This is a genomic window from Rhizobium laguerreae, from assembly GCF_019778565.1.
Classification (GTDB): Bacteria; Pseudomonadota; Alphaproteobacteria; order Rhizobiales; family Rhizobiaceae; genus Rhizobium; species Rhizobium laguerreae.
Window position 1 is genome coordinate 15,219 of record NZ_JAAXQT010000006.1, and the last position, 26,259, is coordinate 41,477.

Consider the following 26,259-nt stretch of genomic DNA (forward strand, 5'->3'; position numbering starts at 1 on the left):
TAGGGTTGGCACCTGTTTTTTTGGGAAAAACTGCACCTCCGTGAACGCACGAATAGACACAGGGAATGAAGCCTTTTCGGCGGCCGAGCTCGCCACGGCGGAAAGCCGTGCCTCGGCGACGCCGATGATGGAGCAATATATCGAGATCAAGGCGAACAATCCGGGTTCGCTTCTCTTCTATCGCATGGGCGACTTCTACGAGCTGTTCTTCGAGGATGCGCTGGAAGCCTCACGCGCGCTCGGTATCACGCTGACCAAGCGCGGCCAGCACATGGGCCAGGATATTCCGATGTGCGGCGTTCCGGTGCATGCAGCCGACGATTATCTGCAGAAGCTGATTTCGCTCGGATTCCGCGTCGCCGTCTGCGAGCAGATCGAAGATCCGGCGGAAGCGAAGAAACGCGGCGCGAAATCCGTCGTCAAGCGTGACGTCGTGCGCCTCGTCACTCCAGGCACGATCACCGAGGAAAAGCTGCTTTCGCCCTCGGAATCCAACTATCTGATGGCGCTGACCCGCATTCGCGCCAGCGGCGAGGCCTTGCTGGCGCTTGCCTGGATCGATATTTCCACAGGCGTCTTCCGGCTTGCCGAGACCGAAGCCTCGCGCCTCCTTGCCGATATCCTGCGCATCGATCCACGCGAACTCATCCTGCCCGACACGATCTTCCACGATCCCGAACTCAAGCCGGTCTTCGACGTGCTCGGCCGCACAGCCGTGCCGCAGCCTTCCGTGCTCTTCGACAGCGCCAGCGCCGAAGGCCGGATCGCGCGGTATTTCGGCGTCGCGACGCTTGACGGCTTCGGCACCTTCTCGCGCGCCGAGTTGGCGGCGGCAGCAGCAGCCGTCGCCTATGTCGAGAAAACGCAGATTGCCGAGCGTCCGCCGCTTGGAAAGCCGGAGCGGGAAAGTGCGGCCTCGACGCTGTTCATCGATCCCGCCACCCGCGCCAATCTCGAACTTGCCCGCACGCTTTCGGGCGATCGCAACGGTTCGCTCTTGAAGGCGATCGACCGCACCGTCACCGGCGGCGGCGCCAGGCTTCTTGCCGAGCGGCTGATGTCGCCGCTGACCGACCCCGCCCGCATCAATGCGCGGCTCGATTCGATCGGCTTCCTGATCGACGAACCCCTGCTCTGCGGCAATCTGCGCGACACGCTGAAACATGTGCCCGACATGCCGCGCGCCCTGTCGCGCCTGGCGCTCGACCGCGGCGGCCCGCGCGATCTCTCAGCGATCCGCCAGGGCCTTGACGCGGCCGGTGGAGTTGCGGCGATGCTCGGCAAGGCGATGCTGCCCGAAGAGCTCGGCCAGGCGCTATCCGGGCTGCAGGCTCTTCCCGCGGCGCTGGAAAAGCTGCTTGCCGAGATGCTCGCCGACGAATTGCCGCTGTTGAAACGCGATGGCGGCTTCCTGCGCGACGGCGCCAACTCCGAGCTCGACGAGGTCCGGGCCCTGCGCGACCAGTCGCGTCGCGTCATCGCCGGCCTGCAGTTGCAATATGCCGAGGAGACCGGCATCCGGTCGCTGAAGATCAAGCACAACAACGTCCTTGGTTATTTCATCGAAGTCACCGCCGGCAATGCCGCGCCGATGACGGAGACGGCCGACGCGAAGGCCCGCTTCATCCACCGCCAGACGATGGCGAACGCGATGCGCTTCACCACGACCGAACTTGCCGATCTCGAAAGCCGCATCGCCAATGCCGCCGACCAGGCGCTGACGATCGAGCTCGAAGCCTTCGACAGGATGACGGCGGCCGTCGTTGCCGAAGCCGAGGCGATCAAAGCGGGCGCCCGGGCGCTTGCCGTCATCGACGTCGCCGCAGGCTTGGCGCTTCTCGCCGAGGAGCAGGCCTATTGCCGCCCGCAGGTCGACGGCTCGAAGATGTTTGCCATCGAGGGCGGGCGCCATCCGGTCGTCGAGCAGGCGCTGCGGCGGCAGGCGGGCGGCCCCTTCGTCGCCAATCATTGCGATCTGTCGCCGAGGACCGGCGACCGGGACGGGGCGATCTGGCTGCTGACCGGCCCGAACATGGGCGGCAAGTCGACCTTCCTGCGCCAGAACGCGCTGATATCGATCCTGGCGCAAATGGGCTCCTTCGTGCCGGCGACATCAGCCCATATCGGTATCGTCGACCGACTTTTCTCGCGTGTCGGCGCCTCCGACGACCTGGCGCGCGGACGCTCCACCTTCATGGTCGAGATGGTGGAAACGGCTGCGATCCTCAACCAGGCGAGCGACCGTTCCCTCGTCATTCTCGACGAGATCGGCCGCGGCACCGCCACCTTCGACGGTCTTTCGATCGCCTGGGCCGCCGTCGAGCACCTGCATGAGGCCAATCGCTGCCGCGGCCTCTTCGCCACGCATTTCCACGAGTTGACCGTGCTTTCGGAAAAGCTTGGCCGGCTATCGAACGCGACAATGCGCGTCAAGGAATGGGACGGCGACGTCATCTTCCTGCACGAGGTCGGGCCGGGTGCGGCAGACCGCTCCTACGGCATCCAGGTCGCCCGCCTTGCCGGGCTTCCGGCCTCGGTCGTGGCGCGGGCTCGTGATGTACTGACGCGCTTGGAAGATGCCGACCGTAAGAACCCGGCGAGCCAGCTGATCGACGACCTGCCGCTCTTCCAGGTGGCGGTGCGCCGCGAGGAAACGGCTCGCGGACCTTCCAAGGTTGAGGAGGCGCTGAAGGCGATGAGCCTTGACGACATGACGCCGCGCGAGGCCATGGATGCGCTTTACGACCTCAAGAAGAAGCTGAAATAGGAGTAGCGCGCCATGTTCATGGAAAAACTGGTTCGCGAAACCGAGCGCCTCTCGCTCATCTGCTCCATGCTCGATACGATGCGGCGCGCCGATAAGGACCGCAATGCCCGCGGCTGGACGTCGCCGATCGGCATGCTGAAAATCACCCGCTGCTGCGCTGTGATCTCAGAGCTCGGCACCTCGATTGCCAAGGCCGGCTATCGCGAATGCGACAGGCAGGCACTCGAGGAGATCATGCGCGAGACACGGCAGGTGCTGCATCTGCTGAATGCGCGGGCCGCAGCCTGAGCATTTCGGGAACAGTCCCCGCCTTGCATCAAAGCGCTCTCGCTTCTTGCCGCTTGGCAACACCATTTCGCCAAATTTAAAGGTTCTTGCAGTATGAAGGCCCGTGTCAATTGCCGGGCAAAGGGGCTATAGCGCATGCAGACGAAACAAGCGGCAGGCCGTGAACCGGCAGTCCGGCATGAACAGGAAACCGCCCCGGCGACAGCGATGCGCGACCTCGATTTCTCCAATATCCTCGACGTCGAGCTCCTGCAGAAGCAGTGTGACGCCGTTGCCGAGGCCAACCGGAACCGGCCCGACGTCCTGCGCGCCGATCTTTTGGCGGTGCTGAAGAAGGCGAGCATCGAAGGCCGGCAGAAGGCGCGCGCCGCACTGATGGCCGATGGCGGCGGGCTCAATTGCGCCTACCGGATTTCCTGGCTGCAGGATCAGATCACCACCGTCCTCTACAATTTCGCCACCGCCCATATCTTTCCGCAGCAGAAGGACAAGTTCGCGGTCACCGCCGTCGGCGGCTACGGACGCGACACGCTGGCGCCCGGTTCGGATATCGACCTGCTGTTCCTCTTCCTGCCGAGGCCGGCGGAAGAGACGCACAAAGCGGTCGAATTCATGCTCTACGTGCTCTGGGACATGGGCTTCAAGGTCGGTCACGCCACCCGCACGGTGGAGGAATGCATTGCGCTTTCCAAGTCCGACATGACGATCCGCACCGCCATCCTGGAAATGCGCTACATCTGCGGCCTGCAGCGGCTGGAAACCGAGCTCGAGACCCGCTTCGACAAGGAGATCGTCACCGGCACCGGGCCGGAATTCATCGCTGCCAAGCTGGCCGAGCGCGACGAGCGCCACCGTAAGGCGGGCGACACGCGTTATCTCGTCGAACCGAACGTCAAGGAAGGCAAGGGCGGGCTTCGCGACCTGCACACGCTGTTCTGGATCTCGAAATATTATTATCACGTGCGCGACCAGGCGGAGCTGGTCAAGCTCGGCGTGCTGTCCAAGCACGAATACCGCCTGCTTGAAAAAGCCGACGATTTTCTCTGGGCGGTGCGCTGCCACATGCACTTCCTGACCGGCAAGGCCGAGGAGCGACTGTCCTTCGATATCCAGCGCGAGATCGCTGAAGCCTTCGGCTATCACACCCGCCCGGGCCTTTCGGCCGTCGAGCGCTTCATGAAGCACTATTTCCTCGTCGCCAAGGATGTCGGCGATCTCACGCGCATCCTGTGCGCCGCACTTGAAGACCAGCAGGCGAAGTCGATCCCGGGCCTCACCGGCGTCATCAGCCGCTTCACCCATCGCAACCGCAAGATCGCCGGCAGCGTCGAATTCGTCGAAGACCGCGGCCGTATTGCGCTGGCCGACCCCGAAGTCTTCAAGCGCGATCCCGTCAACATCATTCGGCTCTTCCACGTCGCCGACATCAATGGGCTGGAATTCCACCCGGACGCGCTGAAACGCGTCACCCGTTCCCTCGCCTTGATCGACAACGACCTGCGGGAAAACGACGAGGCGAACCGCCTGTTCCTGTCGATCCTGACGTCGAAACGCGACCCGGCGCTCATCCTGCGCCGGATGAACGAGGCCGGCGTGCTCGGCCGTTTCATCCCCGACTTCGGCAAGATCGTCGCGATGATGCAATTCAACATGTATCACCACTATACCGTCGACGAACATCTGATCCGCACCGTCGACACTCTCTCCGAGATCGACAAGGGGCGCGCCGAGGACCTGCATCCGCTCGCCAACAAGCTGATGCCTGGCATCGAAGACCGCGAGGCGCTTTATCTCGCCGTTCTCCTCCACGACATTGCCAAGGGCCGCCAGGAGGATCATTCGATCGCCGGGGCCCGCGTCGCCCGCAAGCTCTGCGCCCGCTTCGGCCTGTCGCAGAAGCAGACGGAAATCGTCGTCTGGCTGATCGAAGAACATCTGACCATGTCGATGGTGGCGCAGACCCGCGACCTCACCGACCGCAAGACAATCACCGATTTCGCCGACCGCGTGCAGTCTCTCGACCGGCTGAAGATGCTCTTGATCCTGACGATCTGCGATATCCGCGCCGTCGGTCCGGGTGTGTGGAACGGCTGGAAGGGTCAGTTGCTGCGCACGCTCTATTATGAGACCGAGCTGCTGCTCGCCGGCGGCTTTTCGGAGGTCTCCCGCAAGGAGCGGGCCAATGCCGCCGCCGACGCGCTGCGGGCCGCACTCGCGGACTGGAGCCAGAAGGACCGCAACATCTATACCAAGCTGCACTACCAGCCCTATCTGCTCTCCGTGCCGCTGGAAGACCAGATCCGCCATGCCCATTTCATCCGCCAGGCGGATAGAGCGGGTCAGGCGCTCGCCACGACGGTGCGTACCGACAGTTTCCACGCGATCACCGAGATCACCGTGCTGTCGCCCGACCATCCGCGGCTGCTCGCCGTCATTGCCGGCGCCTGTGCCGCGGCCGGGGCCAACATCGTCGACGCGCAGATCTTCACGACATCGGACGGACGGGCGCTCGACACGATCCATGTCAGCCGCGAATTTACCGACGATGCCGACGAGCTGCGCCGGGCCGCGACGATCGGCCGGATGATCGAGGACGTGCTGTCCGGCCGCAAGCGCCTGCCCGAGGTTATCGCCACACGCGCACGCAATCGCAAGAAGAGCAAGGCCTTCGTCATTCCGCCTTCGGTCAACATCACCAACAGCCTGTCGAACAAGTTCACGGTCATCGAAGTCGAATGCCTCGACCGGCCGGGATTGCTGTCCGAGATCACCGCCGTGCTCTCCGATCTGTCGCTCGACATCCAATCGGCCCGCATCACCACATTCGGCGAGAAGGTGATCGACACCTTCTACGTCACCGATCTGGTCGGCCAGAAAATATCAGGCGACAGCAAGCGCGCCAACATCACCGCCCGGATGAAGGCCGTCATGGCTGAGGAGGAAGACGAGCTGCGCGAGCGCATGCCCTCCGGCATCATCGCACCCGCCGCCACCGCCCGGACCCCGGCTGCCGCCGACAAGAAGGCCGGTTCCCCCATATGAGCCTAAACGCATGAGCCCAAACGCATGAGCCTCGTCAAGAAATTCGCGACCGTCGGCGGCGCCACCCTCGGCAGCCGCATCTTCGGCTTCGCCCGCGAAACACTGATGGCGGCTGCCCTCGGCACCGGACCGATGGCCGATGTCTTTTACGCCGCCTTCCGCTTTCCGAATCTCTTCCGCCGGCTGTTTGCCGAGGGCGCCTTCAACGCCGCCTTCGTGCCGCTCTTTGCCAAGGAGATCGAGGCGAACGGCACGGATGGCGCCAAGCGCTTTTCCGAAGAAGTGTTCGGCGTGCTGTTTTCGGTGCTGCTCCTCATCACCATCGTGATGGAGCTTGCCATGCCGCTCTTGGTGCGCTTCGTCATTGCGCCGGGCTTTGCCGACGATCCCGAAAAATTCTCGATCACGATCCGCATGGCGGCGGTGATGTTTCCCTATCTGATGTGCATGTCGCTGACGGCAATGATGAGCGGCATGCTGAATTCGCTGCATCATTTCTTCGCGGCCGCCATCGCGCCCGTCTTCCTCAACGTGGTGATGATCGGGGCGCTGTTTTATGCGCTCTATACCGGCGCCGATCCGCTGGCGACGGCGTGGTACCTCTCCTGGGGCGTTCTTGCCGCCGGCGTCCTGCAGCTCGCCGTCGTCTATATCGGCGTGCTTGCGGCCGGCATGAGCATCGGCTTCCGCTTCCCGAAGATGACTGCGAATGTCAAGCGGCTGCTGATCCTGGCGGTGCCGGCGGCGGTGACCGGCGGCATCACCCAGATCAACCAGCTGATCGGCCAGGCGATTGCGTCATCCCGCGACGGCGCGATCGCAGCACTGCAATATGCCGACCGCATTTATCAGCTGCCGCTCGGCGTCGTCGGCGTCGCCGTCGGAGTGGTGCTGCTACCGGAGCTTGCCCGGGCGCTGAAGGGCGGCAACCTGCGCGAGGCCGGAAACCTGCAGAACCGCTCGATCGAATTCGTGCTGTTCCTGACGATCCCCGCCGCTTTCGCGCTCTGGATCCTGTCAGACGAGATCATCCGCGTGCTCTACGAGCGCGGTGCCTTCCATCAGGAAAACACCGCCGTCGTCGGCTCGATCCTGGCGATTTACGGCTTCGGCCTGCCGGCCTTCGTGCTGATCAAGGCGCTGCAGCCAGGTTTCTATGCCCGCGAGGACACCAAGACGCCGATGCGTTTTTCGGCCATCGCGGTCGCGACCAATTGCGCTACGGCGCTGACTCTTTTTCCCTATATGGGCGCGCCCGGCATCGCCGTTGCCGAAGCCACGGCCGGCTGGATCAGCACCGTGCTGCTGTTTGCCACGCTTTTGCGCCGTGGCCACCTGACATGGGAATGGGCGCTGGCAAAGCGCACCGCCCTGCTGATCGTCGCTGCGGCCGTCATGGGTGCGGCCATCGTCTTCCTCAAGCAATATTGGGCGCCATGGCTTGCTTCCGGCGCGCCGCTTCTCACCAAGATCGGCACCCTCGGGCTGCTGATTGCAATCGCCATGCTGATCTATTTCGCCGCCGCTTTCCTGGTCGGCGGGGCTAATCTCGGCATGATCCGACGCAATCTGAAGCGCAAACCGGCGCCGGCAAAGGACGGGTGAGGCCAGTCGTACCACTCTGGCTACTTGATGGCTGTGGCTTGCGACCAGACAACTATCCATCGTTCGTCATGCCGCTCATAAGTGTCGGTGTGCCAGTAGTCGTTGAGGGCGACTTTGTGGCCGCCGAAGACGACCTCCAGCTGAGCGCGATACCGAAGAACGGCGACACCGTCATAAAGCCGCACGGCAATGTCAGCGGGCTGCCAGGTCAGGTATTTGATCTGCCCGGAGGCGATCGCACCTAGATATTCTTCCTTTGAAAGCGCGGCACCGATTGGCGTTATCAGCTGGAAGTCCGGAGCGTGAAGCTGTCGTGCCCGAACCATATCGGCGTTGATCAGGGCACGCAGCCTCGCGCGCTCCGTTTCGCGAAGAAGGTTGGCCTCTCTGGCCAATGGGGATGCGTCGACGGTCGGGATTGTCATGTCCGTTCTCCAATTGAAGCCGGAGCATGATGCCGAAAGCCTCGGCGGCTTTCGGACGACATCGTGCTCTAACAATTTGATTTATAACAGGATTCTATCTAAGATCGACCGGCCTGAAATCATCCTGTTCCAAGGATCGGTTAATTCTCTCGGCATAGGCGGCGGCTATGATGCAGTCACTGGCCGTCGCGTTGCCGGTTCTCCATTCGAGGTCGGCACCAATCCCAAGTCGATGAGGCTTTGGGCGCTGGCGCGGATGCATTGCTCATCTGGACGTGAGCGCCACCCGAGGACGCGGTGGGCTTTTGCTGCACTGACACTGAGGTCGCGATTGAGCTCATGAACAATGGTTCGTGCATCTGGGTCGGATTGCGCCATGACCCTGACGATCTCGTCAGAGACTTCGCCTGACGGCAGGCGGGAGGCATGGTCGGGAAAGGAATGGGCAAGAATGGCCACAAGGTCCTTGAGCCAGAAAAACCGTCCACCGATGATGAACCGTTGGCGGCTGGCAGCAGGATTGGTCATCGCTCGAATGTGGGCATCGGCGGTATCGCGCACATCCACGACGGAGAAGCCAAAGCGCGGGATACCGTTGAATCGTCCCGTCATCAAATGGTGGATCAATCCAACAGACGTCCCGAAATTCGGCCCGAGCAACGGCCCGAGGATCGTGCTTGGATTGATCACGGCCAGATCGAGCCCGACTTCATGAGCAAAGGCCCAGGCGGCCCGCTCAGTCAGCGTCTTGGATTTGTAATAGGGCGTCGCCCGCGGGCTTTCCGGGTCGGTCCAATTCTCTTCGGTAAAGGGCGCCCGCCCGTCGCCATGGTTGGTGGCAGCTACAGAGGATGTCAGAACCACACGTTTGACCCGTGCCCGATGCGCCTCGCGAAGCACGCGCAACGCACCATCGCGGGCTGTCTGGATCAGTGCATTCTCATTTTCAGGATATCCCGGAGGGAAAGGCGATGCGGTGTGAATGACATAGTCGCATCCTTCGACAGCCGCAGCCCAACCGCCATCGCTATCAAGATCGGCCTGCACCAGACTGAGGTTTTGCAGTTGCCCGTCAGTGTGCGCTCCAAGCAGACCGACCGTCGCAGCGCTTGTACCGATGCTGCGCAGGCTTCCTCTGACCCGATACCCCTGCTTGAGCAACTGCAAGGCAATGTGGCCTGCGAGAAATCCGCCAATGCCGGTCACCAGTACGTTGGCGCCATTAGAATTATCTGACGTGATACTCATGGGTATCTCCTGACTGCGCACCGATGCGCCTTCATCGACTTAGACAGGTATACATTATTTGTCTACTCGTCTTTTGACAGAATGGTCACAAAATGCCAGTTTGTCCAAATGACGCAGACTGATCGAAAAATCGCCCAAATCCTGGATGCCGCCCTGCCGGTGTTCGTGCGTTTCGGCTTTCGCAAGACGTCCATGGCCGACATTGCGCGCGCCGCAGGTATTTCGCGAGCATCGCTCTATCTGAGTTTCAACAGCAAGGAAGAGCTTTTCCGAGCCGGCTCGATGCGGGCGCATACTCGCGCATTGGATGAGGTGGGAGCGGCTCTGGCAGGACAGGGGAACGCGTTTGACCGCATGGAAATGGCCATAGCAGTGTTTCAGCGGGAGTTAATCGCCCCTTTTGGCGGCAGTTCCGATGCAGAAGAACTGTTTGCCGCCAATATGGCCTTGGCTGCGGATATCACGCTCGACGCGCGGACACGGCTATTGACTATGCTGACACAGACGCTGAATGCCGCTGCGGAAGCCACGGAAATCGATCTCGAACCACTGCAGGCCTCGCCTCATCAACTGGCCAATATCATGATGGCTGCAATGGATGGGATCAAACACGCGCAATGGAATGGTTCCAGCCTCGATGACGATACAAAACTATTCATGCGCCTCTTGCGGGTGGCGGTGACGCCACGGAGCGGCCAATAGAGTTGGTCGCGGCAGGTCTTTTCGCCGCCCCTGAATCGGCGATCCTTAAACCGGAATGGGAAAAGGCGGACCGCATGATTCTTCAGCAATCCACCCATCGTCGCTGCGGTCCGACGTCGACATGAATGATGCCGTTGCAATAGCTGCCGATGCCGCCGATGCCCGGCGCGCTTCTTGCGGCAGCAATGATCGTGCGCTCCGACAGGCCGGGCATCCTGAAATCGGCCGCCAGGCATTTTCCATGCAGGGAGCCATGGCGGCGGGGATGCGGCCTGTGGCCAGAGGTTATCACCGGGCGTCGCCCGGTCTTCGCGGCGATATGCGACAGGATCGCTCGCAGGCGCCCTGGAAAACAGCTGGCACGAACGCTGACGGTCTGGACCGTGTAGGCGAGACGTGCCTGAGGTTTTGGAAGATGAATGGCATGCCTTTTCATGTCTTGACCGACGGCAGCCGTTGCTGATTGTAGGGCGAAAAGGCCTGCCATGGCGAGCAAAATTGCGTTCTGCATGGTCGCTCCGATCGGCTATCCCAGCGACCCCAACGGCGCCGGCACCAGGCGCAGGATTTTCGGTTCAAAAAAAGCTTTTTTGTGAAATTTTATACTCAATTATGAGTAAGGCGGCTGATCAATTCGGCTTAAAAGCCGGGGAATTGCCGCTCACAACTGGAATAAACATCTCAAACGCGAGGCAGCACATGACGATCCAGTCTCTTTTTCTCGTCACCCTCGTGGTCGACGATTACGACCGCGCCAAGGCTTTTTACTGCGATGGTCTCGGTTTCGACTGCCTGCAGGACGAGCTACAGCCGGAGGGCAAGCGCTGGGTGGTGGTGAAGCCAAGGGGTGGGGATGGAGCCGCCTTTCTGCTGGCGCAGGCGGCAGACGAGACGCAGCGCGCGGCCATTGGCAATCAGACCGGCGGCCGTGTCGGCTTCTTTCTGAAGACCGACGATTTCGCCCGCGACCATGCCGCGATGCTGGCAGTCGGCGTGCGCTTTCTGGAAGAGCCGCGTCATGAGGTTTACGGCACGGTGGCGGTGTTTGCGGATCCCTACGGCAACACTTTCGATCTGATCCAGCACACTGCCGCCTGAACCCCTTGATTGCGACCGGTTGCCCGTGCATAAGCCGCGGCGTTAACAACATGGGCGAAAAGGCCTGCTGCATTCTGCAGCAATTTAAACTGTGACAGCGTGGGCCCTCCACCAGCCTATTGAGGACGACATGAACGAATTCAAGAAACTCGTATTCTCCGGCGTGCAGCCGACCGGCAATCTGCATCTCGGCAATTATCTCGGCGCGATCCGCCGGTTCGTGGCGCTGCAGGAAGGCAATGACTGCATCTACTGCGTCGTCGACATGCATGCGCTCACCGCCCAGCTCGTGCATGAGGACATGCCGAGCCAGACGCGCTCGATCGCCGCCGCCTTCATCGCCGCCGGCATCGATCCGGAAAAACATATCGTCTTCAATCAGTCGGCCGTGCCGCAGCATGCCGAACTCGCCTGGATCTTCAACTGCGTCGCCCGCATCGGTTGGATGAACCGGATGACGCAGTTCAAGGACAAGGCCGGCAAGGACCGCGAGCAGGCCTCGCTCGGGCTCTACGCCTATCCGAGCCTGATGGCCGCCGACATTCTCGTCTATCGCGCCACCCATGTGCCTGTTGGTGAGGACCAGAAGCAGCATCTGGAGCTTGCCCGCGACATCGCGATGAAGTTCAACCTCGACTATGCCGAGCATATCAGCAGGACCGGCTACGGCGTCGACATCACCGTCGGCAACGAGCCGGTGCATGCCTATTTCCCGATGGTCGAGCCGTTGATCGGCGGGCCGGCGCCGCGCGTCATGTCGCTGCGCGACGGCACCAAGAAAATGTCGAAGTCGGACCCCTCCGATCTCTCGCGCATCAACCTGATGGACGATGAGGACGCGATCTCGAAGAAGATCCGCAAGGCCAAGACCGATCCGGACGGTTTGCCGAGCGAGATCGACGGGCTGCAGGGCCGTCCGGAAGCCGACAATCTGGTGGCGATCTATGCCGCACTCGCCGACAAGTCGAAGGCAGACGTGCTCGCCGAATTCGGCGGTCAGCAATTCTCCGTCTTCAAGCCGGCGCTGGTCGACCTGGCAATCAACGTGCTCGCGCCGATCACCGGCGAAATGCGCCGGCTGATGGACGATACCAGCCATATCGACGCGATCCTGCGCAAGGGCGGCGAACGCGCAAGGGCACGCGCTGAGGTGACCATGCGCCAGGTGCGCGACATCATCGGCTTCCTCTATTGAGATAGATCTCCTCTTCTCCCTGTCGCGGTAGAAGAGGATTTCTTCTGGGGCATCACGGCAAAAACTGGACTTGCATATTTTCCGCTTCGGGTGTCAGAGTCCGCGCCATGGTATCGAAGCGACTCTCACGGCTCGAAGGTCACCGCCGCAAATTCATGGCAGTGATCGACGGTACACCCGAATGCCAACGCGCCGTTCATTATGCCGGCCGGCGCGCGAAGAATTCCAATGGCGGGCTGGTGCTGCTCTATGTGATCCCCGACGGGGATTTCCAGCAATGGCTCGGCGTCGAAGAGATCATGCGGGCCGAAGCGCGTGAGGAGGCCGAGGCGGTGGTTGCCAAGATCGCCCAGATCGTGCGCGAGACCATCGGCATCGAGCCCGAGGTCGTCATCCGCGAGGGCGGCGCTGCCGAACAGATCAACGCCGTGATCGAGGAAGACCGCGATGTAGCGATCCTGGTTCTGGCCGCCGGTTCGGCGAAGGAAGGTCCAGGGCCGCTGGTTTCCTCGGTTGCCGGTCGCGCGGCGGCGTTTCCGATCCCGGTCACCGTGCTGCCGGATACGCTGACCAACGAGGAAATCGATGCCCTTTGCTAGAGCATGATGCCGAAAAGTATAAGCGGTTTTCGGACGACATCATGCTCTAACTATATAATGTAGAACAGGATTCAGATTTTATGCTAACGGGCCTAAAATCATCCTGTTCTGGCATTTCTTGAGTACAAGTCTCTTGATTAGAGCCATCAATCGGCTTATCTTCTTTTGAAGAATTCTAAAGACGGCCGAGACCACGGGCCGGCCGCATGGAGAATCAGATGTTCATTCAGACCGAAGCCACGCCGAACCCCGCCACGCAGAAGTTCCTGCCGGGCAAGGTGGTGATGGAAAACGGCACGGCAGAGTTCCGCAGCACTGAGGAGGCTCAAGCTTCGCCGCTCGCTGCCCGCCTGTTCGAAATATCCGGCGTCACCGGCGTCTATTTCGGCTATGATTTCATTTCCGTCTCCAAGGATAATGCCGACTGGCAGCATCTTAAGCCGGCTATATTAGGCTCGATCATGGAGCACTTCATGTCCGGCAAGCCGGTCATGGGCGATGCCTCCATCCTTTCCGAAGACGCCGATGCCGGCGACGAATTCTTCGACGAAGGCGATGAATCGATCGTGCTGACCATCAAGGAGCTTCTGGAGACCCGCGTACGCCCGGCCGTTGCCCAGGATGGCGGCGACATCACCTTCCGCGGCTTCAAGGATGGCAAGGTCTATCTGAACATGAAGGGTTCCTGCGCCGGCTGCCCGTCTTCGACGGCAACGCTGAAGCACGGCGTCCAGAACCTGCTGCGCCATTTCGTTCCGGAAGTGCAGGAAGTGATTGCCGCTTAAAAATCCTGAATTCGTCCAGCCGTTCATCTCAGGTTCGGCCGAACGGGTTTATCGATAGGCGACACTGGTTTATTCGGAAATTGATGGCATGATCATTCTGGCGCTCGACACGGCAGGTGTGGACTGCGCTGCCGCCGTCTATGACAGCGGCAGGGATACGGTGCTGGGGGAGGCATCGGACATGATCGGCAAGGGGCATGCTGAACATCTGATTGGTATCGTCGATCGCGCACTCGATCAGGCGGGACTGGCCCTTTCGGATGTCGACCGCCTTGCCGTCACCATCGGTCCCGGCTCCTTTACCGGTATCCGCGTCGGCGTTGCCGCAGCCCGCGGTTTTGCGCTTTCCCTCAATGTGCCGGCCGTCGGCGTCACCACGCTCGAAGTCATGGCATCAGCCCAGCGCGACAAGACGCCTCATCGCGCCGTGCTGGCGGCGATGGATGCCAAGCGGGACGAAATCTATCTCCAGTCCTTCGCCGCCGACGGTTCGCCCCTCGACGCGCCACGGGCAGTCAGCGTTGCGGAAGCGCAGGTTTTTGCCGCCGGTTTTGACGGCGAGATTACCGGTTCGGCGACGCCGCTCCTCAAGGCCGACGCCTTCGGCGATCACACCAACAGGTTCCCGATCTCCGTCGTGGCGCGCCTGGGCGCTGCCGCCTCCCCCGATGCCGGAAAGCCGAAGCCCCTTTATCTGCGCGGACCCGATGCCAAGCCGCAGGCCGGGTACGCGATTGCGCGACGAGTATGACGATGCTGGAAAGCTATCTGACGCTGAAACCGGAATTCGAGATCATCGCCATGGAGCGCGAGGATTGCCGCGATGTTGCCGCCCTGCACGGCGAGCGGTTCGCCCGGCCCTGGGGCGACGGTGAATTTCACGGGCTGCTGATGCAGGATACCGTCTTCGGCTTCGTCGCGCGCCAGACCAATGCCATCCTGAAAAAGCCGCTTCCGGGGTTCATTCTCGCCCGCCATGTCGCCGGCGAGGCGGAGATCCTGACGATTGCCGTGCAGGCGAAGGTCTCCCGTGCCGGACTTGGCTGGCGACTGATGCAGGCGGCGATGCGGGAAGCGCGGTCGCGCGGCGGCGAGAGCATGTTTCTCGAGGTCGACAACGGCAATACGGCAGCGCTTGGCCTCTACCGCAAGCTCGGCTTCGAAAAGGTCGGCGAACGTCAGGGTTACTACAGACAAGAAAACGGCGCCCTCTCCACGGCGCTTGTCATGAAGCGCGTTCTTCGGTAGTTCCCTGGCAGCGAGATAACATGCAGGCCGGCGCAAATGCCCCAGCGGCGTTGTCGAAACACGAATATCTCTATAGGCCGGCGATGACTGATGTAGCCAAGACCCTTGAGGAGCTTTGCACCGAACGCGGCATGCGCATGACCGAGCAGCGCCGCGTGATCGCGCGCATCCTGGAAGATTCGGAAGACCATCCCGACGTCGAAGAACTCTACCGCCGCTCGGTGAAAGTTGATGCGAAGATCTCGATCTCGACCGTCTATCGCACCGTGAAACTGTTCGAGGATGCCGGCATTATCGCCCGCCACGACTTCCGCGACGGGCGCTCGCGCTACGAAACGGTGCCGGAAGAACATCACGACCATCTCATCGACCTGAAGACCGGCACGGTCATCGAATTCCGCTCGCCGGAGATCGAGGCGCTGCAGGAGCGCATCGCCCGCGAGCACGGCTTCCGGCTGGTCGACCACCGGCTGGAGCTCTACGGCGTTCCGCTGAAGAAAGAAGATCTCTGAAGCAATGGCAGCCCGGGAGACCAGCATTTGATCGCCTGGCTGCGCATCGCCTTCGCCGCGGTCGTCATCCTTGCCGTCAGCATCGTGCTCATGCCGCTGCAGGTCCTGGCGCTGCGGTTCGACTGGCGGCTGCGCCGCCGGCTTCCGCGCGCCTGGCACCGGCTCGTCTGCTATTGCCTCGGCATCCGCGTCCGCGTCATGGGCAACCTGGAAGATCGCCGGCCGCTGATGCTCTGTTCCAACCATTCCTCCTGGCTGGATATCATGGTGCTGTCGGCCGTTGCCGACGTCGTCTTCATCGCCAAGATCGAGGTGCGCGACTGGCCGATGTTCGGCACGCTCGCCAAGCTGCAGAAGAGCGTCTTCGTGGTGCGCGAGGAGCGGCGCAAGACCGGCCATCAGGCAAACGAGATCGCCGGGCGCATGGCCGACGGCGAGATCGTCGTGCTCTTCCCCGAAGGCACGACCTCGGACGGCAACCGGCTGCTGGAGGTCAAGTCCTCGCTGTTCGGCGCTGCCGCGATGGCCGTGCCTTATTCGCCGACGGGAACGGTCGTGGTGCAGCCGGTGGCGGTTGCCTATACCCGGGTGCACGGCATCGCCATGGGGCGCTATCATCGGCCGCTCGCCGCCTGGCCGGGTGATATCGAGCTGCTGCCGCATCTCATCGATATCGTCCGCTGCGGCGCCATCGACGCCGAAGTTTCCTTCGGCGAGGCGGTGGATTACCGCGCCGAGACCAGCCGCAAGGAGGTGAGCGCGACGATCGCCCTGCGCATCCGCAACCTCCTGAACAGCCGCCTGCGCGGGCGGGAAATCTCCTAGGGCCTTTCCTGGTCAAATTGCAGCAATCTGACCAGGAAAGGCCCTAGAACAAGATTTCGATTTTCTCCGGCGGCAAAAACCACTAAATAGCGCGCCATGACACAGGACAGCGCCCTTCTCCAGGCCCCGGAATCGACACCCCGCGATGGCAGCAACAGCCGCAAGGTCTTCATCAAGACCTATGGCTGCCAGATGAACGTCTACGATTCCATGCGCATGAGCGATGCGCTCGCCCGCGACGGCTATGAGCCGACGGAAGATATGGAAGAGGCGGACCTCGTTCTCCTCAATACCTGCCATATCCGCGAAAAGGCGGCCGAGAAGGTCTATTCGGCGCTCGGACGGCTGCGCGATATGAAAAAGAAGAAGGCGGCGGACGGCCGGGAGATGATGATCGGCGTTGCCGGCTGCGTCGCCCAGGCCGAAGGCGAAGAGATCCTGCGCCGCGCACCCGCCGTCGACGTCGTCATCGGCCCGCAGACCTATCATCGTCTGCCGGAGGCGCTGCGCCGGGCCAAACAGGGCCAGCGCGTCGTCGATACGGAATATGCGATCGAGGACAAGTTCGAGCATTTGCCGATCGCCGAGAGCCGAAGGATCCGAGCCCGCGGCGTCACCGCCTTCCTGACGGTGCAGGAGGGCTGCGACAAGTTCTGCACCTTCTGCGTCGTGCCCTATACGCGCGGCTCGGAAGCGTCGCGGCCGGTTTCCCAGATCGTCGAGGAAGCCGAAAAGCTCGCCGACAGCGGGGTGCGCGAGATCACCCTGCTCGGGCAGAACGTCAATGCCTGGCACGGCGCCGGGAGCCAAGGCGAGGCATGGAGCCTCGGCGACCTGCTCTATCGCCTTGCCGAGATCCCCGGTCTTGCGCGGCTGCGCTACACCACCAGCCATCCACGCGACATGGATGACCGGCTGATCAACGCCCATCGGGACCTCAGGGCCCTGATGCCTTATCTGCACCTGCCGGTGCAATCGGGCTCGGATCGCATCCTGAAAGCGATGAACCGGCGCCACACGGCGGCCGAATATTTGGCGCTGATCGAGCGCATCCGCACCGTGCGGCCGGATATCGCCTTGTCGGGCGATTTCATCACCGGCTTTCCGGGGGAGACAGACAAGGATTTTGAGGATACACTCAGGCTTGTGGAGGAGGTTCGTTATGCACAGGCCTTCTCGTTCAAATACTCGACACGGCCGGGCACGCCCGGCGCGGAGCTGAAGGACCAGGTGCCGGAAGAGATCAAGGCAGAACGGCTGGAACGCCTGCAAATGCTTCTCCTGAAGCAGCAGCAGGAATTTGCCGAATCCTGCATCGGCAAAGAGATCGACCTGTTGCTTGAAAAGCCCGGTCGCATGCCGGAACAACTAATCGGACGTTCTCCCTGGCTTCAATCGGTGAATGTTGATGCAAAAGCATCGCAAATCGGTGACATTATTAAAGTGCGAATCACAGGGACCGGAACAAACAGCCTGTTTGCCGAACGCGCAGAGGCTGCGGTCTAACCCAAGGAGCCCGACCGCTTGAACGGACAAGAATTGGTTTCTTCTTCACCGCGCCACCCCCGCACGCCGAGCGATACCAATCACTTCGTCCTGACGTTCGAGAACAACCGGTTCGCCAGCGAGCTCTTTGGTCAATTCGACCAAAACCTCAAGCTGCTCGAGCAACGGCTGAACATCGATGCGCGGGCACGCGGCAATTCGGTCGTCATCACAGGCGATATCGTGACCACCAATCAGGCGCGGCGCACGCTCGACTATCTCTATGAAAAACTTCAGAAAGGCGGCAGCGTGGAAAGATCCGACGTCGAGGGTGCAATCCGCATGGCGGTCGCCGCCGACGATCAGCTCAGCCTGCCGACCATGGAGCGCAAGGCCAAGCTGACGATGGCGCAGGTTTCCACGCGCAAGAAGACGATCATCGCCCGCACGCCGATGCAGGACGCCTATATCAGGGCACTGGAACGCGCCGAGCTTGTCTTCGGCGTCGGCCCGGCCGGCACCGGCAAGACCTATCTCGCCGTCGCCCATGCCGCCCAGCTGCTGGAGCGCGGCGCGGTCGAAAAGATCATCCTGTCGCGCCCGGCCGTCGAGGCCGGCGAGCGCCTCGGCTTCCTGCCCGGGGATATGAAGGAAAAGGTCGATCCCTATCTTCGCCCGCTCTATGATGCGCTCTACGACATGATCCCTGCCGACAAGGTCGACCGGGCGATCACCGCCGGCGTCATCGAAATCGCGCCGCTCGCCTTCATGCGCGGCCGCACGCTCGCCAATGCCGCCATCATCCTCGACGAAGCGCAGAACACCACGTCGATGCAGATGAAGATGTTCCTGACGCGTCTCGGCGAAAATGCGCGCATGATCGTCACCGGCGACCCGAGCCAGATCGATCTGCCGCGCGGCGTCAAATCCGGCCTCGTCGAGGCCCTGCAGCTTCTGAACGGCGTCGAGGGCATCTCGATCGTGCGCTTCACGGATACCGACGTCGTCCGCCACCCGCTGGTCGGGCGCATCGTCAGGGCCTATGATTCCACCTATGCCGTCGCCGAAGACGTCAGCCGGCAGGGCTAATGGCTGAACTCGACATCCAGATCAGCGTCGAGGATATCGGCTGGCCCGGCGAGGAGACGCTGCTGTCGTTTTGCGAACGTGTGCTCGGCGCCGCCACGATCTATCTACGCGACAGCGAGAAGCAGCCTTTCCCGACGATGCCGCCCGAGGTTTCGCTTGTTTTTACCGACGATGCCTCGATCCAGGACATCAACGCCGAATGGCGCGGCAAGGACAAGGCGACCAACGTGCTCTCCTTTCCGGCCTTTCCGGTTCAGCCCGGCAAGATGCCCGGCCCGATGCTCGGGGACATCATCATCGCCCGGGAGACGCTGGAGCGGGAAGCGGCCGAGCTCGAAAAGAGTTTCGACGACCACCTGACCCATCTTCTGGTGCACGGTTTCTTGCATCTTCTCGGCTACGACCATATGAATAGTGCCGAAGCCGAAATTATGGAGGGGTTGGAGACTCGCATTTTGGCGCAGCTCGGCCTATCTGATCCCTACGAGGGTCAAGACCTTAAAATGGAACCATGAGCGACTTTACGACGAAGCCGGCGGCAGACGCCAAGGACTCCGAGCCATCCTCCTCTTCGGACGAGGCAGGCAGTAGTAGTCGGCCATCCGGCCGATCGCAATCCTTCTGGTCGCGCGCCGCGCGCATCCTTCGCCCGCAGCAGGGCTCGCGATTGCGCGAGGATCTCGCCGACGCGCTTATGACAGATGCAGCCGGCGACGACGCCTTTTCGCCCGACGAACGGGCGATGCTCAACAACATCCTGCGCTTTCGCGAGGTGCGCGTCGCCGACGTGATGGTGCCGCGCGCCGATATCGAGGCGGTCGACCAGAACATCACCATCGGCGAGCTGATGATCCTCTTCGAGGAATCCGGCCGCTCACGCATGCCTGTCTATGCCGATACGCTCGACGATCCGCGCGGCATGGTGCATATCCGCGACCTGCTCTCCTATGTCGCCAAGCAGGCGCGCAACAAGCGCCGCGCCTCGGCGAAGCCGTCCGTTGCCGTGCCGGCGATCGAGGTCGCGCCCGAAAACATCCAGAAGACCACGCGTTCGGCCAAGCCGAATTTCGATCTCGCCCGCGTCGACCTGCAAAAGACGCTGGCCGAGGCCGGCATCATCCGCAAGATCCTGTTCGTGCCGCCGTCGATGCTGGCGTCCGACCTGTTGCGCCGGATGCAGGTGAACCGCACGCAAATGGCGCTCGTCATCGACGAATATGGCGGCACCGACGGGCTTGCCTCGCATGAAGACATCGTCGAAATGGTGGTCGGCGACATCGACGACGAACATGACGACGAGGAGGTGATGTTCAAGCGCGTCGCCGAGGACATGTTCATCGCCGACGCCCGCGTCGAGCTGGAAGAGATCGCCCAAGCGATCGGGCCGGATTTCGACATCAGCGAGCAGGTCGACGAGGTCGATACGCTGGGCGGCCTGATTTTCTCGGCACTCGGCCGCATCCCGGTGCGCGGCGAGGTCGTCCAGGCGCTGCCGGGCTTCGAATTCCACATCCTCGACGCCGATCCGCGCCGCATCAAGCGGCTGCGCATCACCCGCAAGCGCCACGCGATCCGCCGCCGCGCCAAGGCGGATGGCGGCTCAGAGGCCGGCGACGACCGGCCGGCGGAATCGACCGCCAACTGACAGGACCCAACTGACGGGACAAAGAGCCGCTTTTTTGAAAGACTGCGAATGGGTTGATTCGCGGTTTGATGGGAGTGCGCATGGAGCGGCTTGCGGACAGGGTTATCCTCGTCTGGGGTTTCAAACGGTCGCTGCTGGCTATCGCCGCCGGGGCATTCGCGGTTCTGGCGCTGCCGCCCATCGGCTTTTTCGCGGCGATGTTCCTTTCCTTCACCCTGCTCGTCTGGCTCATCGACGGGGCGGCGGCTTCGCCTGAAAGCGGTCTGATCGGCAGGCTGTGGCCGGCGTTTGCCACCGGCTGGCTATTCGGCTTCGGCTATTTCGTCGCCGGCCTCTGGTGGCTCGGCCATGCGCTGCTGATCGATCAGGAAGAATTCGCCTGGGCGCTGCCGCTGGCAATCCTCGGGTTGCCGGCCTGTCTTGCGATCTTCTACGGCCTGGCGGCCGCCCTTGCCCGCATCGTCTGGTCTGATGGCATGGGGCGGATCGCCGCGCTTGCGGCAGGCTTCGGGCTGATGGAATGGCTTCGAAGCTTCGTCCTCACCGGCTTTCCCTGGAACGCCATCGGCTACGGCATCATGCCGGTTCCGCTGATGATGCAATCGGCGCATGTGATCGGAGCGATGGGCGTAACGGCCCTTGCCGTCTTCGTCTTTTCTGCGCCTGCCCTTGCCGGGACGCGGCAAGGGGCACGGACGGGCATCGCACTCGCCGCCCTCTTCTTTGCCGCCCATCTCGGTTATGGCGCCTATGCTCTCCATCTCGCGCCGCGGCCGGACACATTGCCTGAGGACAAGCGGCCGGTGGTGCGGCTGGTGCAGCCGGCGATCGACCAGACAGCGAAAATGGATAACGACGTCGACCGCGCCGCGATCTTCGAGACGCATCTGAAGCTGTCGGCCGAAGCGCCTGACAATGGCGGGCGCAAGCCTGATATCATCGTCTGGCCGGAAACGTCGATCCCCTTCATCCTGACCGACAATCAGGATGCGCTGACCCGGATTGCCGATACGCTCGACGACAATCAGATCCTGATCGCCGGCGCCGTTCGCGCCGAGGAGATGGGACTAGGCACGCCGCCGCGCTACTATAATTCCATCTACGTGATCGACGGCCGCGGCCAGATCATCGCCGCGTCCGACAAGGTGCATCTGGTGCCCTTCGGCGAATATCTGCCCTTCGAGGACGTGCTCACCGAATTCGGCATCCAGAACGTCGTCGAGATACCGGGCGGCTTCTCGGCCGCCGCAAGCCGGCACCTGCTGGCGCTGCCCGGCGGGCTCAATCTCTATCCGCTGATCTGCTACGAGATCATTTTTCCCGGCGAAATGACCGGTGACATAAAAGACGCCAACGCGATCCTCAATATCACCAATGATGCCTGGTTTGGCGTGACGCCCGGCCCCTACCAGCATTTCCAGCAGGCGCGGGTACGGGCTGTTGAAACCGGCCTGCCGCTGATTCGCGACGCCAATAGCGGCATTTCAGCGCTGGTGAATGCACATGGGGAAATTATTGCGGGCCTCAGTCTTGGAGAAACCGGTTTCGTCGATGCAACGCTCGATAGCATCAGCGATGGAGCCGGAACGACATTCCCCCGGCAAACATACTTCTGGTTGATCGAGGCGCTGCTGATTTTGATTGCGCTAATTTCTCGCAGAGGTTTTATTTCCGGGTTGAATTGACCAAAAACCCCTAAAATTGCATAGTGATGTCAATCGGCGTTCTTAACGTATGTTTGAAGGTGGGTTCCTCACCGCTTGCAACGTGGCGTTTTGGGATGGATCAGGGGCATGCCGGTTAGAAACAGGTTGAAATTCTTAGCTAGGGCACGACCATGATTGAAAACAAGAAGAAGCCTAACCCGATCGACATCCATGTTGGCAGCCGTATTCGCCTCCGCCGTACGATGCTGGGCATGAGCCAGGAAAAGCTTGGCGAAAGCCTTGGCATCACCTTCCAGCAGATCCAGAAATACGAAAAGGGCACTAACCGCGTCGGCGCAAGCCGCCTGCAGAATATCTCGAACATCCTCAATGTTCCGGTGTCGTTTTTCTTCGAGGACGCGCCCGGCGAACATTCCAGTGGCGGCGGCGGCATGGAAGCCTCCAGCTCGAATTACGTCGTCGATTTCCTCTCCTCCTCGGAAGGACTGCAGCTCAATCGCGCCTTCGTCAAGATTTCCGATCCCAAGGTTCGCCGCAAGGTCGTGGAGTTGGTGAAAGCCCTGGCCGCTGAAGCCGACGCCGACTGACCACCCACCATCGCAGAATTCGAAAGGCGGTCGAAAGGCCGCCTTTTTTGCGTTTTTGGGGCAAAATTTGTCACTTTGCCGCAGATATAAAGATATATTTATGTCCTTCTGCGCTTGTCATCAGGCCTCGAACTGAGTACCTACTAGCTGGCTTTATTCTTTGAGGGGAATCCCGAAATGCGCGCAAATTATCTCTTTACCAGCGAATCTGTTGCCGAAGGTCATCCGGACAAGGTCTGTGACCGCATCTCCGACGAGATCGTCGATCTGGTCTACCGCGAAGCGGCCAAGACCGGCGTCAATCCGTGGGGCGTGCGCATTGCCTGCGAGACGCTGGCGACGACCAACCGTGTTGTCATCGCCGGCGAGGTCCGCCTGCCGCCGAGCCTGATGAAGAAGGACAAGGATGGCAAGGACGTCATCAATCCTTCGAAGTTCAAGGCCGCCGCCCGCCGCGCCATCAAGGATATCGGCTACGAGCAGGACGGCTTCCACTGGAAGACGGCAAAGATCGACGTGCTCCTGCACTCGCAGTCGGCGGATATCGCGCAGGGCGTCGACAGCGCCGCCGACCAGCAGGGCGACGAGGGCGCCGGCGACCAGGGCATCATGTTCGGTTATGCCTGCCGCGAAACGCCGGACCTGATGCCGGCGCCGATCTATTATTCCCACAAGATCCTGCAGCTGCTCGCAGTTGCCCGCAAGAAGGGCGACGGCGAAGTCGCCAAGCTCGGCCCCGACGCCAAGAGCCAGGTGACCGTGCGCTACGTCGACGGCAAGCCGTCGGAAGCAACCTCGATCGTGCTTTCGACCCAGCATCTCGACGAGAGCTGGGATTCGAAGAAGGTCCGCGCTGTCGTCGAGCCCTATATCCGCGAAGCGCTCGGCGAGCTGAAGATCGCCGACGATTGCAAGTGGTACATCAACCCGACCGGCAAGTTCGTCATCGGCGGACCGGACGGCGATGCGGGCCTCACCGGCCGCAAGATCATCGTCGACACCTACGGCGGTGCCGCTCCGCATGGCGGCGGTGCATTCTCCGGCAAGGACACGACGAAGGTCGACCGTTCGGCCGCCTATGCCGCCCGCTATCTTGCCAAGAACGTCGTTGCCGCCAGCCTTGCTGACCGCTGCACAATCCAGCTCTCTTACGCCATCGGTGTTGCTCAGCCGCTGTCGATCTATGTCGACCTGCACGGTACCGGCAATGGCATCAGCGAGGATCAGGTCGAAGCCGCGATCCGCCAGAACATGGACCTGTCGCCGACCGGTATCCGCCGTCATCTCGACCTCAACAAGCCGATCTACGCCAAGACGTCGGCTTATGGCCATTTCGGCCGCAAGGCCGGCCGCGACGGCTCGTTCTCCTGGGAGCGCACCGACCTCGTGAAGGCGCTCAAGGAATCCGTTAAGACCAAAGCCGCTGCATGACGGATATGGAACGCCGGGGGCGGGCGACCGAAGCCTTCTTCGGTCGCCGCAAGGGTAAGGCCCTGCGCGAACAGCAGGCCGAGACGCTGAACAGTCTCCTGCCGGCATTCCTGATCGATCTCTCGGCGGCTCCGCCGGAGCCGCTGACTTCCCTCTTCCCGGTTCCGGTCGAAAAATTACGGCTGGAGATCGGTTTCGGCGGCGGCGAGCACCTGATCCACCGCGCGCTGGAGACGCCTTCGACCGGCTTCATCGGCGTCGAACCCTTCGTCAATTCCATGCAGAAGCTGCTGTCGCGCATCGGTGAGACGGGTGCCTCCAATATCCGCGTCTATAATGACGACGCGACGCAGCTGCTCGACTGGCTGCCGGACGGCGCACTCGATCAGATCGACCTGCTCTATCCCGATCCCTGGCCGAAGCGGAAGCACTGGAAGCGGCGTTTCGTCTCGAAAACCAATCTCGACCGTTTTCATCGGGTGCTGAAATCCGGCGGCCTGTTCTGCTTCGCCTCCGACATCGATACCTATGTAAACTGGACGCTGATCAAGTGCCGCAACCATGGCGGTTTCGACTGGATAGCCGACAATGCAGCCGATTGGCTGACGCCCTATGAGGGCTGGCCGAGCACGCGTTACGAGGCCAAGGCGCGCCGCGAGGGCCGGTCTTCGGCCTATCTGACGTTCAGGAAGATCTGAGGCAGCCGGCAAGTCGGCAAACGCGCCCATGATGTTCCTCACGTGAGCAATCGCGTAGGACGCTGATCTGATGGTTCCCGACAGCGACAAAAAACCGAACTGAAGGAGTTGCGCCCTGCCTTGCGACGCGTAGAGTTCCGCCGTCGGACCGGTTGCCATTAGCGCTCACGCGGCTATTTTCTGTGCTGGCCACCCTCCTCTCAATGGAAGAGAGACAATGACCGGGAGCAAGTCATGTGCCGAAATATAAAACCCCTGTTCAATTTCGATCCGCCAGCGACGGACGACGAGATCCACGATGCCGCGCTCCAGTTCGTGCGCAAGGTGAGCGGAACGACTAAACCGTCGAAGCGCAATGAGGTCGCATTCGAGCACGCGGTCAATTCCATCGCGGCATGTGCCCGCGAGCTGCTCGATTCGCTGGAAACGTCTCAACCTCCTCGTGATCGCGAAGAGGTAGCGGCAAAGGCGCGCGCGAGAACGGCGGTCCGGTTCGCTTAAGGAAACCCGGTCACGCACAGGAGATCTCAATCAAGCTCAAGTGGTCTTGACGGTCAGTGCAGGCTGACCGTCTTCAATTCGTCCTCGGCAGCCTTGAAAAAGGTGCTGGAGCGGTTGTCCGTCAAAAGGATCGGCGTGCCGTCGGCGCCGAAAAGTGCCCAGAGATCGACGTTCGGATCGATATCCGGCGCCTCGGGAAAGCACTTGGCGACCTCATCGGTCCGCATTTTTCTGATATAGGCGACCTCGCCGTTGCCGATGTGGGCAAGCTCGGATTTGGTCAAGTGAGACGTGGCTTCTTTCATCAACATTCCTGTTCCTCCGGGAGAAGGGACCAACGGTTCGACAAACCGTTGTGCTACTCTGAGACCGAAATGTTAATTTTCTTGACCATGCGCGCGGGTTCCGGACGAATTAGATCGACGGAGAGCAGACCGTTCTTCAGGGCCGCACCCAACACCTGCATCCCGTCGGCAAGAACGAAAGTACGCTGGAACTGACGGGCGGCGATACCGCGATAAAGATAGTCCCGCTCACCCTGTTCGACCTGGCGGCCGCGGATCAGCAGCTGGTTCTCCTCAATGGAGACATCGAGTTCCTCCTCGCTGAAGCCGGCCACGGCAAGGGTGATGCGCAGACGTTCCGGCGCGCCGGTGTCGGCGGCGATGCGTTCGATATTATAAGGCGGATATCCGTCACTCGCCTTGGAAATGCGCTCCAGCGTCTTTTCCATGGCATCGAAGCCCAGAAGCAGCGGGCTGGCGAAAGGGGTAATGCGGCTCATTTTTTTCAAGTCCTTGATGCAAGCGACCATCCC

At 61.6% G+C, this 26,259-nt stretch carries 27 protein-coding genes; 22 read left to right on the forward strand and 5 right to left on the reverse strand.

Features of this window, described 5'->3' with window-relative positions; translation table 11 throughout:
- Positions 1-40 precede the first annotated feature (40 nt).
- The 4 genes from mutS (at position 41) to murJ (ending at position 7,702) form a co-directional block, all read left to right on the forward strand.
- Positions 41-2,767 (forward strand): DNA mismatch repair protein MutS, encoded by a 2,727-nt coding sequence (gene mutS, locus HFO71_RS18820; protein WP_077977371.1) that lies wholly within the window; start codon positions 41-43, stop codon positions 2,765-2,767.
- 12 nt (positions 2,768-2,779) lie between these two features.
- Complete coding sequence (locus tag HFO71_RS18825) at positions 2,780-3,055, forward strand: hypothetical protein (RefSeq protein ID WP_017958713.1); 276 nt, start codon at positions 2,780-2,782, stop codon at positions 3,053-3,055.
- A gap of 135 nt (positions 3,056-3,190) precedes the next feature.
- Positions 3,191-6,097, forward strand: a complete 2,907-nt coding sequence (locus HFO71_RS18830) for a [protein-PII] uridylyltransferase (protein ID WP_221988258.1) — start codon at positions 3,191-3,193, stop codon at positions 6,095-6,097.
- A gap of 24 nt (positions 6,098-6,121) precedes the next feature.
- Positions 6,122-7,702: a murein biosynthesis integral membrane protein MurJ gene (gene murJ / locus HFO71_RS18835; protein ID WP_221988259.1), complete on the forward strand. Its 1,581-nt coding sequence runs from the start codon at positions 6,122-6,124 to the stop codon at positions 7,700-7,702.
- A gap of 20 nt (positions 7,703-7,722) precedes the next feature.
- Here murJ and HFO71_RS18840 read toward each other — a convergent pair whose 3' ends face one another.
- Both HFO71_RS18840 and HFO71_RS18845 read right to left on the reverse strand, forming a co-directional pair.
- Positions 7,723-8,127 carry a nuclear transport factor 2 family protein gene (locus HFO71_RS18840; RefSeq protein ID WP_221956159.1) on the reverse strand — a complete coding sequence of 135 codons (405 nt, stop codon included), beginning with the start codon at positions 8,125-8,127 and terminating at the stop codon, positions 7,723-7,725.
- Positions 8,128-8,292: 165 nt separating this feature from the next.
- Positions 8,293-9,375 carry an SDR family oxidoreductase gene (locus HFO71_RS18845; RefSeq protein ID WP_077977367.1) on the reverse strand — a complete coding sequence of 361 codons (1,083 nt, stop codon included), beginning with the start codon at positions 9,373-9,375 and terminating at the stop codon, positions 8,293-8,295.
- Positions 9,376-9,483: 108 nt separating this feature from the next.
- Here HFO71_RS18845 and HFO71_RS18850 point away from each other — a divergent pair, with 108 nt between their 5' ends.
- Positions 9,484-10,077 (forward strand): TetR/AcrR family transcriptional regulator, encoded by a 594-nt coding sequence (locus HFO71_RS18850; protein ID WP_221940754.1) that lies wholly within the window; start codon positions 9,484-9,486, stop codon positions 10,075-10,077.
- An 82-nt stretch (positions 10,078-10,159) separates the two neighbouring features.
- On the opposite strand, the gene HFO71_RS18855 is transcribed toward HFO71_RS18850, so the two are convergent.
- Complete coding sequence (locus HFO71_RS18855; RefSeq protein WP_025392900.1) at positions 10,160-10,588, reverse strand: YcbK family protein; 429 nt, start codon at positions 10,586-10,588, stop codon at positions 10,160-10,162.
- Positions 10,589-10,776: 188 nt separating this feature from the next.
- Between HFO71_RS18855 and HFO71_RS18860 the strand changes: the two genes are divergently transcribed.
- The 17 genes from HFO71_RS18860 to HFO71_RS18940 all read left to right on the forward strand — a co-directional run bounded on the left by HFO71_RS18860 (position 10,777) and on the right by HFO71_RS18940 (position 25,442).
- Positions 10,777-11,175: a VOC family protein gene (locus HFO71_RS18860; protein WP_025392899.1), complete on the forward strand. Its 399-nt coding sequence runs from the start codon at positions 10,777-10,779 to the stop codon at positions 11,173-11,175.
- Between the two features lie 130 nt (positions 11,176-11,305).
- Positions 11,306-12,370 carry a tryptophan--tRNA ligase gene (gene trpS, locus HFO71_RS18865; protein WP_221988261.1) on the forward strand — a complete coding sequence of 355 codons (1,065 nt, stop codon included), beginning with the start codon at positions 11,306-11,308 and terminating at the stop codon, positions 12,368-12,370.
- 107 nt (positions 12,371-12,477) lie between these two features.
- Positions 12,478-12,969: a universal stress protein gene (locus tag HFO71_RS18870; RefSeq protein ID WP_003544884.1), complete on the forward strand. Its 492-nt coding sequence runs from the start codon at positions 12,478-12,480 to the stop codon at positions 12,967-12,969.
- A gap of 218 nt (positions 12,970-13,187) precedes the next feature.
- On the forward strand, positions 13,188-13,754 hold the full coding sequence (locus tag HFO71_RS18875) for a NifU family protein (RefSeq protein WP_012755783.1): 567 nt from the start codon (positions 13,188-13,190) through the stop codon (positions 13,752-13,754).
- A gap of 88 nt (positions 13,755-13,842) precedes the next feature.
- On the forward strand, positions 13,843-14,505 hold the full coding sequence (gene tsaB, locus HFO71_RS18880; RefSeq protein ID WP_221988262.1) for a tRNA (adenosine(37)-N6)-threonylcarbamoyltransferase complex dimerization subunit type 1 TsaB: 663 nt from the start codon (positions 13,843-13,845) through the stop codon (positions 14,503-14,505).
- Positions 14,502-15,002 carry a GNAT family N-acetyltransferase gene (locus HFO71_RS18885; RefSeq protein WP_206116856.1) on the forward strand — a complete coding sequence of 167 codons (501 nt, stop codon included), beginning with the start codon at positions 14,502-14,504 and terminating at the stop codon, positions 15,000-15,002. Before tsaB ends, HFO71_RS18885 begins: the two co-directional genes overlap by 4 nt.
- Before the next feature lie 83 nt (positions 15,003-15,085).
- The gene (locus HFO71_RS18890; RefSeq protein ID WP_003544875.1) at positions 15,086-15,514 is read left to right on the forward strand and encodes a Fur family transcriptional regulator; all 429 of its coding nucleotides are present in this window, start codon (positions 15,086-15,088) and stop codon (positions 15,512-15,514) included.
- A 27-nt stretch (positions 15,515-15,541) separates the two neighbouring features.
- Complete coding sequence (olsA, locus tag HFO71_RS18895; protein ID WP_221988263.1) at positions 15,542-16,339, forward strand: lyso-ornithine lipid O-acyltransferase; 798 nt, start codon at positions 15,542-15,544, stop codon at positions 16,337-16,339.
- A 96-nt stretch (positions 16,340-16,435) separates the two neighbouring features.
- The gene (gene miaB / locus HFO71_RS18900; protein ID WP_221988264.1) at positions 16,436-17,845 is read left to right on the forward strand and encodes a tRNA (N6-isopentenyl adenosine(37)-C2)-methylthiotransferase MiaB; all 1,410 of its coding nucleotides are present in this window, start codon (positions 16,436-16,438) and stop codon (positions 17,843-17,845) included.
- 18 nt (positions 17,846-17,863) lie between these two features.
- Positions 17,864-18,913, forward strand: a complete 1,050-nt coding sequence (locus HFO71_RS18905) for a PhoH family protein (RefSeq protein WP_025392894.1) — start codon at positions 17,864-17,866, stop codon at positions 18,911-18,913.
- Positions 18,913-19,428, forward strand: a complete 516-nt coding sequence (ybeY, locus tag HFO71_RS18910; protein ID WP_017958697.1) for an rRNA maturation RNase YbeY — start codon at positions 18,913-18,915, stop codon at positions 19,426-19,428. The genes HFO71_RS18905 and ybeY overlap by 1 nt, the downstream gene beginning before the upstream one ends.
- Positions 19,425-20,558 carry a hemolysin family protein gene (locus HFO71_RS18915; RefSeq protein ID WP_072639865.1) on the forward strand — a complete coding sequence of 378 codons (1,134 nt, stop codon included), beginning with the start codon at positions 19,425-19,427 and terminating at the stop codon, positions 20,556-20,558. The genes ybeY and HFO71_RS18915 overlap by 4 nt, the downstream gene beginning before the upstream one ends.
- Before the next feature lie 80 nt (positions 20,559-20,638).
- Entirely contained in the window at positions 20,639-22,243 is a 1,605-nt protein-coding gene (lnt, locus tag HFO71_RS18920) for an apolipoprotein N-acyltransferase (protein ID WP_221988265.1), read from the forward strand.
- A 152-nt stretch (positions 22,244-22,395) separates the two neighbouring features.
- Complete coding sequence (locus tag HFO71_RS18925) at positions 22,396-22,812, forward strand: helix-turn-helix domain-containing protein (RefSeq protein WP_020048186.1); 417 nt, start codon at positions 22,396-22,398, stop codon at positions 22,810-22,812.
- Between the two features lie 177 nt (positions 22,813-22,989).
- The gene (metK, locus tag HFO71_RS18930) at positions 22,990-24,243 is read left to right on the forward strand and encodes a methionine adenosyltransferase (protein WP_025392891.1); all 1,254 of its coding nucleotides are present in this window, start codon (positions 22,990-22,992) and stop codon (positions 24,241-24,243) included.
- Complete coding sequence (gene trmB / locus HFO71_RS18935) at positions 24,240-24,941, forward strand: tRNA (guanine(46)-N(7))-methyltransferase TrmB (protein WP_221988266.1); 702 nt, start codon at positions 24,240-24,242, stop codon at positions 24,939-24,941. Before metK ends, trmB begins: the two co-directional genes overlap by 4 nt.
- 234 nt (positions 24,942-25,175) lie before the next feature.
- Entirely contained in the window at positions 25,176-25,442 is a 267-nt protein-coding gene (locus tag HFO71_RS18940) for a DUF2277 domain-containing protein (RefSeq protein WP_017958692.1), read from the forward strand.
- 53 nt (positions 25,443-25,495) lie between these two features.
- Here the strand turns inward: HFO71_RS18940 and HFO71_RS18945 are convergent, their stop codons facing one another.
- Positions 25,496-25,753, reverse strand: coding sequence for a BQ00720 family protein (locus HFO71_RS18945; RefSeq protein WP_003544838.1), 258 nt, complete (start codon positions 25,751-25,753; stop codon positions 25,496-25,498).
- A gap of 47 nt (positions 25,754-25,800) precedes the next feature.
- Positions 25,801-26,226: an Hsp20 family protein gene (locus HFO71_RS18950; RefSeq protein ID WP_017958691.1), complete on the reverse strand. Its 426-nt coding sequence runs from the start codon at positions 26,224-26,226 to the stop codon at positions 25,801-25,803.
- Positions 26,227-26,259: the final 33 nt, after the last annotated feature.